This is a genomic window from Dendronalium sp. ChiSLP03b (assembly GCF_034531165.2).
Classification (GTDB): Bacteria; Cyanobacteriota; Cyanobacteriia; order Cyanobacteriales; family Nostocaceae; genus Dendronalium; species Dendronalium minutum.
Window position 1 is genome coordinate 23242 of sequence record NZ_JAVRBR020000088.1, and the last position, 8455, is coordinate 31696.

7 protein-coding genes are annotated in these 8455 nt (G+C 45.9%); 6 read left to right on the plus strand and 1 reads right to left on the minus strand.

All coding sequences use genetic code 11. From position 1 onward, the window contains the following. Positions 1–44: 44 nt before the first annotated feature. The 5 genes from nfi to RMY31_RS20960 all read left to right on the plus strand — a co-directional run bounded on the left by nfi (position 45) and on the right by RMY31_RS20960 (position 4987). A complete protein-coding gene (nfi, locus tag RMY31_RS20940; RefSeq protein WP_322662478.1) occupies positions 45–710 on the plus strand; it encodes a deoxyribonuclease V in 666 nt (221 codons plus the stop codon). Positions 711–837: 127 nt separating this feature from the next. Further along, positions 838–1419: an FHA domain-containing protein gene (locus tag RMY31_RS20945; RefSeq protein ID WP_322662476.1), complete on the plus strand. Its 582-nt coding sequence runs from the start codon at positions 838–840 to the stop codon at positions 1417–1419. Between the two features lie 81 nt (positions 1420–1500). Then, on the plus strand, positions 1501–3456 hold the full coding sequence (locus tag RMY31_RS20950; RefSeq protein ID WP_322662474.1) for an FHA domain-containing protein: 1956 nt from the start codon (positions 1501–1503) through the stop codon (positions 3454–3456). A 239-nt stretch (positions 3457–3695) separates the two neighbouring features. Next, positions 3696–4418 carry a GDSL-type esterase/lipase family protein gene (locus RMY31_RS20955; RefSeq protein ID WP_322662472.1) on the plus strand — a complete coding sequence of 241 codons (723 nt, stop codon included), beginning with the start codon at positions 3696–3698 and terminating at the stop codon, positions 4416–4418. A gap of 353 nt (positions 4419–4771) precedes the next feature. Further along, on the plus strand, positions 4772–4987 hold the full coding sequence (locus RMY31_RS20960) for a hypothetical protein (protein ID WP_322662471.1): 216 nt from the start codon (positions 4772–4774) through the stop codon (positions 4985–4987). Between the two features lie 66 nt (positions 4988–5053). Here RMY31_RS20960 and ribD read toward each other — a convergent pair whose 3' ends face one another. Then, entirely contained in the window at positions 5054–6241 is a 1188-nt protein-coding gene (gene ribD / locus RMY31_RS20965; protein ID WP_322662469.1) for a bifunctional diaminohydroxyphosphoribosylaminopyrimidine deaminase/5-amino-6-(5-phosphoribosylamino)uracil reductase RibD, read from the minus strand. 345 nt (positions 6242–6586) lie between these two features. Here ribD and RMY31_RS20970 point away from each other — a divergent pair. After that, positions 6587–8455, plus strand: a 1869-nt coding sequence (locus tag RMY31_RS20970) for a CHAT domain-containing protein (protein ID WP_409878152.1), incomplete at its 3' end; no start/stop codon positions are given.

Sequence of the window (8455 nt, forward strand, 5' to 3'; positions counted from 1 at the left end):
TGTGTAAACTAACAAAACTACAATATTAATTACAACTTTAAAATATGAAGATTAATCAACATCATACTTGGCCATCAACAGTAGAAGAAGCCATAACTATCCAAGAACAATTGCGATCGCAGGTAATTATAGAAGATAAATTCAAGGAACCCGTCCAGTACGTTGCTGGAGTAGATATGGGTTTTGAAGCCGATGGTACCATTAGCCGTGCAGCAGTAGCAGTGCTGAGTTTTCCCGATTTGCAGGTGATTGAAACGACCTTAGCGCATCGTCCAACAACCTTTCCCTACATTCCTGGTTTCCTCTCCTTTCGGGAAATTCCGGCTGTCCTCGACGCTTTGGAAAAGATTACAACAATACCAGATATTATCCTGTGTGATGGTCAGGGAATCGCCCACCCTCGCAGATTGGGTATAGCTTGCCATCTAGGAATACTCGTTGATATACCGACAATTGGTGTAGCAAAATCATTACTGATTGGCAAACATGAGGAACTGCCAGAAACAAGAGGCAGCAGGCAACCACTTATACATCGGGGTGAAACAATAGGAGCAGTTTTAAGAACACGTACAGGAGTCAAACCCGTGTATGTATCTAGCGGGTACAAAGTCAGTCTAACTACAGCAATTGACTATGTATTGCGCTGCACGCCAAAATATAGACTGCCAGAAACCACACGTGTTGCTGATAAATTGGCATCTGCGAGATAATACCAAGATTTTCGATATTATTTTGTTGAAGTTTGTGCTAAATACTTGCTTGCTTCTACTCAATCGTGTTAGGAATCGCACAGAAAGGAGTTGAAGTAGCTAAATACGAGTTACCCAAGTTAGAACAATGAACGCACTAACTTTACAGTGGAACGATGCAGGTCAAAACAAAACTCAGAACATTTACGAACAACAACCAAGCAAAAATCCTGGCACAGTTCGCATCGGTCGCGATCCACTCCGGTGCGACATTGTTGTGAGTAACCCGACTGTATCAGGTTTACACGTTGAAATCTTTTTTCATACCCAACAGCAGCGTTTTTTAATTAGAAATCTGCGATCGCAAAATCCTCCCCTTGTGGATGGACAGCAGCTTGTCCAAGGCGAAAGACCTTTAAGCGAAGGCAGTGTAATCTATTTGGGTCAAATGCAACTCCAAGTTACTGCCATTGTCATCAACAGCATTCCCGCAACAATTTTGACACCACCGCACCCATCGGTGACAAACCCCCATCTACCTACACCTCCACAGCAGCCACAAATAAATCCGAGACACCACCATCATCAACCAGCACCACAAGGGGTTTATGGCTTAGAGTGTCCCAAATGTCATAGAATTTCCCCCGCAGAGAATCTGCAAATAGGCTGTCCTTGGTGTGGCACATCTTTGGCTGCCGCAGTAAGCGTGTTGGTAGCACCCAGTAATTGAGAGCAGGGTAGGCTGGGGGAGAAGAATTACTCCTAACTAATGACAACTGACAACTGACAACTGACAACTGACAACTGACCAATGACTAACTTACAAATTCAATTAAGTTGGGACGATCCGGCAACAGGAGAACGGCGAGAACCAAAGTTAAGTGTGCCCATAGCCTTTGGTAGAGAATTCGCTCGCTTACCTGCTGAACATGGAGGACAGCGCGTCTCCAGAATGCTGCTGAATAGTAACGAAGTTTCTCGTTATCACGCCCTCATCGACTGGGAACAAAACCAGCCAGTGGTGATTGACCAAGGGAGTGTGAATGGTATATTTGTCAACGGTCAACGACAAATACGCAGTGTTCTAGCTAACGGGGATACATTACAAATTGGTCCCTACATGATGACGGTGACGTTTGGTGCTAGTGCAACTACCCAAGCCACCAGCCCTCCTTCAATGATTCGGTTTAACCCAAATACCGATATCCCAGACCCTAGCTTACCTCCAGCCCCACCTGTAGTAACAGCCAGTAACAATTTCCCACCAGCAGTATTTCAGACGGAAAAAGTCCCAGTGCAAGCACTTCATGCCACAGGGCTAGCAGTGGATGAATCTGACTATCTCGCAATTGGAGCTGGATTAGGTAGCTTTGTCTGGGTTGATTTGCTGCGAATTAGTGGTGTCAGTGCAGACAAGATTGTGGCTTTGGGATTAGAAGGGGAGCCGTATGCGCGTTATCGGCGGCTGTGTCAAAATTCGCAAATTCCCTTACATGAAAGACTGCGATCTAATTCTGATTCTTGTCCTGATAATATTTGGGGCTGGCCTAGTTATGCCTTGCGGGAAGCTTGGCGAGACTTCACTAAAGGTCAGATCAATTCCGCAGGGAAGTACTTGTGGCAGGTATTTGCTGAACCAACCTTTGCCGAAACTTATACGCCTCGTTCCGGTAATGTCTTTGATTCTATAGATCGGGAAGTGAAACGCATTGGCTGGAATCAAATTTATCGTTATGGGCGAGTTAGGGCAATTCGTAAAACAGATGATGGCAGATATTGCGTAGCCTATTCTCGCGGCCCGGGAAATCATGCTTTTTTAGTTAGTCGTTATTTACATTTAGCTACTGGATATCCAGCTATTCAGTTTCTCCCAGATTTGCAAGCCTATCGGGAAAAATACCAAGATTTTAAATCTGTGGTAAATGCTTATGAAACACATACTCACGTATACGAGCAACTAGAGCGACAGGGTGGTACTGTGTTAATTCGAGGGCGGGGAATTGTTGCTTCGCGGATTATTCAACGCATTTATGAGGCTAGAAAGCAAAATCGGAATATTGCAGTTTTGCACTTGATGCGATCGCCCAAACCCCAAGGTAACAAATTCCAACAAGCCCAGCGTCAAGTCAAAAATCATTACGAATTGCAACCATTTAACTGGCCGAAAGCTTGTTGGGGCGGTGACCTGCGCGTCATCTTAGAACAAGCTAGTCCTGAGGAACGCAAGAGGTTACTAACAGATTGGGGCGGCACTACCACCGCTGACCGCCGTGACTGGCAACGCATTACTGAACAAGGAATCAGTGAAGGCTGGTATCAAATTACCTTCGGGCAAGTGGTGAGTGTGGAAAGAGATGCCCAAAACCGCACCATTACACATATCCAAGAAAAAGGTTTTGGGCAAATGAATCTAGCCGCCGACTTTATTATTGATGCCACTGGACTAGATGCCAAAGTGGAAGCAAGTCCTTTACTAGAGGATTTGGTAAAACATTACAACTTGCCCATAAACCAGCTAGGGCGATTGGTTGTGGCAAATAACTTTGAGTTAGTAGAAATGCGTAGTGCCAAGGGTCAAATATATGCGGCCGGGGCAACAACTCTCGGTGGCCCCCATGCAGCAGTTGATAGTTTTTTGGGCTTACAGTACGCTGCACTAGTCGCCGTTGATGGACTCGCTGCTGCCCGCGCACCTGGAGTCCAGCGTTTGAATGCTTTCATTTCCTTTGGGCAGTGGTTGAAGTGGGCACTCAATCAGTCACCTTAGTCGAGTTTGAGAAAAGCAGGGCGGTAAGAAATATAAAGAAAATGTTAACCCTCCACTAGCCAAGTATCAAATTTTTTGGTACTGTATTCAGTACTTAAAATCCGAATATAGTAATTTCTATCGCTGTTGCTTGCAGAATTCACAAAGATAGTCGTTAATGGTATAGAAATGTATAGAATCTTGTAAAGATATAAAATATATTTCTTTTTAAGATGCAAACAATCGAGCTTTCTTCCCCAATGCAGCTGTCTATACCACCAAACCACTGTCAGCCTTTGAAGATTGTCGCACTGGGGGATAGCTTAGTCTATGGATTTGGCGATCCAGAAAGAGGAGGCTGGGTCGAACAACTACGGCGCTGGTGGATGTTGCCCGATCGCGGCGGTCATGTACTGTACAACTTGGGAGTACGAGGCGATCGCACACAGCAAGTAGCCCAAAGACTAGAAGTAGAATTCCGCCATCGCGGCGAACTCCGAAATCGCGTTCCCGACTTGATTATTTTGTCAGTAGGAGTGAATGATTCAGCGCGGTTAGCTCGTCCTGATGGACGAAATTACACAGATTTTGCTGTATTTGAATCAGAAATTGCATCTCTACTAGATATGGCGCAGCAACTTTGTCCCGTGTTGTTTGTCGGCATGGTGCCAGTGGATGAATCCAAAATGCCATTTCTAGACTGTTTTTACTACAATCATAGCGATCAGTACCGCTACAAAGAAGCTACTCGACATGCTTGTTTAAAACGGCGAATTCCCTATCTGGATATTTTCGAGCGATGGATGGAACGCGGTGAAACTTGGCGACTCCAACGTCTGAGCGTAGATGGTCTTCACCCCAATACACTAGGCTATCAAGCTTTGTTAGAGGACGCGATCGCTTGGGAAGCACTTGCAACCTACCATTCTCAATCTCATCATCATCTGACGCAATTATCGCCAGTCCAAATTTCTAAACATTAAAAATCTGTAGTGTGACATTTTGCAGCGCAGAAAGTAGATTTTAGTAAGGAAAATGAGTAACATTTTTAGCTGATTCAACTTCCTCTCAATAGTAGTCAACAGTCATTAGTCAACAACCACTACGAGTATTTATGCAACTTAAATGCACTCTAGCTGACTACAAAATTTATAGTGAGTAACTTTCTGTTAATTCTTTAATGTAGTCACCCAATTCTTAATCTTCATAAAGTTATAAATCACCATATTAAGTTTTTAATAATACTTGTCTCAGCTTGTGATTCAAGTCGTAAGCTGCTGCTGGAATTATGTAATCTGAAAACAGCTAAGCTAACTAATGATGAACTTGAGGTCTGATGACTCCTAAAATTCTGCGTCAGCTCTGGTCTGTGGTTGAAAATTCCCAAACCAAGACCCTCTTGCATATGGACGATGCTAGCTTGGTGCAATGGTTGGTAAAACAAACCACAACGCAAGCTTTGTTAGATTCCAACGAAACCGATTTTCTCTGTGACTACATTCAATCTCGACTAGCTCTGATCCGCGATCTCGCTTATGAGCGTCAGTGTTGATATTAACAAACTATCAACAGATTAGTCCATAGACAACAGTAATACCTATTGGTCATAGACTAAAGACTATTGGTTTCTTTGGGGTAAATAACCTTCAACTAAGCAATCGGAACCTACCACACGCCAACGGACACGTTCTAAGGATAGTGCTTCGGTCATGGTGCTAAAACCTAAATCACCTACAGGTGTAGGAGCATGACTACCACCAATGATTTTCGGAGCGATAAAAGCAAGGATTTTTTGCACTGCTCCCTGAGCGATCGCACTAGCGGCTAGCGTACCACCACACTCCCATAACGCACTACAAAAACCCCGTTCATATAAGTGGATCATTGCACTCTCTGGAGTGAGTGAGGTTAATTCCACTACCTCCACCCCCTGTTTGAGCAAGAATTTTTGGAAATCGGGGTTAGCACCTACCTCTGTCAATACCAAAGTGGGAGCCTCCGCTGTTTGCCACAAGCGAGCGTTTTCAGGCAAATTCAGATGGCGACTCATTACCACCCGCAAAGGATTATGTGCCCCCAACTGATGGCTAGTTAGGTAAGGATTGTCCTGCCGTACTGTATTGCCACCTACAATTACCGCATCGCAAGCTGCCCGCAGTTGATGAACTTCACCACGGGCATTTTGGTTTGTTATCCAAGCACTATGGCCAGAGGTAGTAGCAATTTTGCCATCTAAAGTCATGGCATATTTCAAAATGCCCAAAGGTCGTTTGTAAAGAATGCGATGCACAAAAGCTTCATTGAGCTGTTGGCAAGCCTCTGTTTCCACACCTACCACTACTTCTACCCCAGCTGCACGTAAACGAGCAATACCGCCTCCAGCTACTAGGGGATTAGGGTCAACCATACCTACAACCACCTTAGCCACGCCAGCTGCTATCAACCCTTCCGAACAAGGGGGCGTGCGTCCGTAATGATTGCAGGGTTCTAAACTGACATAAACTGTAGCACCACGAGCGCGATCGCCTGCGGCTCTGAGGGCAAAAACTTCTGCATGAGGTTCACCTGCACGGGGATGAAACCCTTCCCCGACAATTTCCCCATTCTTGACAACCACTGCACCCACTAACGGATTTGGTGAAGTGCGTCCCAAAGCGCGACGGGCAAGTTCCAAACACCGCCGCATCATCAGGGAATCAAAATCACTCCCTACCCTTTTCCCAGTCGAATCCACTGTAAGCGTATTTTCTGGAGTGTAGTTAGGTAGAGATGCATCTGCTTGAGCGATCGCAGGGAAATTATCCATAATTTTGGGTAACGCTCTCAATATTTTCCACGCTAGCTGCTCTTTTGCGTGATTTTTTAACAGTAATATTTAGGTTTTACTTTTGACGATCTTAACTTACAGCAGTTTTCCAAAGCGTGGAAGATAGGATGTCAAAGTGGTTAAGAGTGCTGAGTTCTGAGTATAGTTTTCTCCTCTGCCCCCCTGCTCCCCCTCATCCTCCCATCTTCCTTGTCCCCTTTGTCCTTTGTTAAGTAATCGGACAGAATTAATTACACAATGTCATTGCGAGTGCAACGAAGTGAAACGAAGCAATCGCAAGGGTTTGGGATTGCTTTACTTTGTTCGCAATGACAGTAAATATTTTTGTCCAGCTACTTATTTCCCCGCGTCCCCGTGTCTCTGCGTCTCCCTGTCTTTGCGTTTCCCCACCCCTCCGAAAATCCAGCTAACGCGGCGGTAGCTTATCTACAATCGAATTATCCCTACACTCAAGCCGCAATTCCCCTAAATATGGAATTAAATTTGCGCTTCCCGGAGATTAATCAAGTTATTGTCAGACTTGATGACCTAGAAACCGACAGACTAAATTTTACATCCCCCTTAGCAGCCGAAGATTTGGAAGATATTCGCTGGTATTTTGAAGTCTATGCCACAAATTACACTACTGATGTGGATGATGAACGGGCAAAGCGGATTGAAGACAACTTCCAACGCTGGGGCGAAAGCTTATTTGAGGCTATTTTTCAACAACGTCCCACCCAGAGGATATTTAATGAATTTCAAGATGCGGATGAACCAGGACGTTTATTAACCATTAGCGCCAGTCATCCGGCAATTTTATCTCTACCTTGGGAATTATTACGCGACCCAGCATCAGATATTTATTTATTTAACGAAAATCCCCGAATTTCTGTGCGTCGTCGCTTGGCGGGGGCGGGGGGTGGACGCAGACCGTTTAAAGTTCAGCCAAAAGACCGTTTGCGGTTGCTGTTTGTGGTGAGTCGTCCCAGTGATGCGGGGTTTATTGACCCCCGTGGTGAAGCTAAGGCGGTGTTAGATGCGATCGCCCAGGAAGCAGCAGGAAGAATTGAGGTAGAATTTTTGCGATCGGCGACTTTGGATAATTTAGTCGCCCGTTTAGAAGACTCACGCCTACCACCGATTGATATTGTCCACTTTGATGGGCATGGCGTTTATGACCCCGATGGGCGATTCCACGAACGAGCGAAATCTAGCGACCCAGCGGGAGCGACAAAAGGGGAAAATAGCAATGGCAGCAATATGGGTTATCTGTTGTTCGAGACTTCAGAAGGCAAGATGGCCCTGATTACCGCCGAAACCTTGGGTGAAATGCTGCACCGTCAAAAAGTCGGGTTAATTGTTCTGTCTGCTTGTCAGTCAGCGATGGTAGCGGGAGAAGATGCTATGGGTTGTGTCGCCGCCAGATTAACCCATGCAGGAATTCCGGCGGTGTTGGCGATGACCTATTCGGTATTGGTAGTCACTGCCCATCAATTGTTTGCCAAATTTTATCAACGCTTAGTGCGGGCTGAAGGTATCGGTGCGGCGTTAGATAATGGGCGACGGGACTTGTACCTCAACAAAGAACGGGGCGAAAGGCGACGGGGAGACAAGCAAATTACTTTCAAATTACAAGACTGGTTTCTCCCAGCCTTGTATCAAGCCGCCGGAGACACCGCCCTATTAACCCCCTCATCCCCCTCATCTCCCTCATCCTCTTCATCCCCTGCATCTTCCACCAATCTTCCCGAACTCCAAGAAGCTGGTTTCTTTGGTCGCAGTCGGGAATTATGGGATATTGAACGCTGGTTTGTCCAAGGAACGCGGCGCATTACCATATCGGGTTTTGGTGGACAGGGAAAAACCTACTTAGCAGCCGAGGCGGGGCGGTGGTTGTCCCGCACGGGGATGTTTGAGAAAGTGTGTTTTGTGGATTATGCTGCTTTTCAGGGTGTGGATGCTGTAGGGTTGGCGGTGAGTACCTTGGCGACGGTGTTGGGACAGAATTTAATTGATGTGGCGGCTGTTAGTGCTTACCTCTCTGACCTCTCCCCCAACCCCTCCCCTGCGAGGGGCTACGGTGTACACACAAGTCGAAGTAAAGTAATAAGAGCAGGGGTTTTGAGGAGTAAAAGGCAGTGGAAAATCCAATCAGAATACACGCGCAAGCAGTTAAGGGGAAAGCATTTGGAGACGGGCGACTCTCTAAAA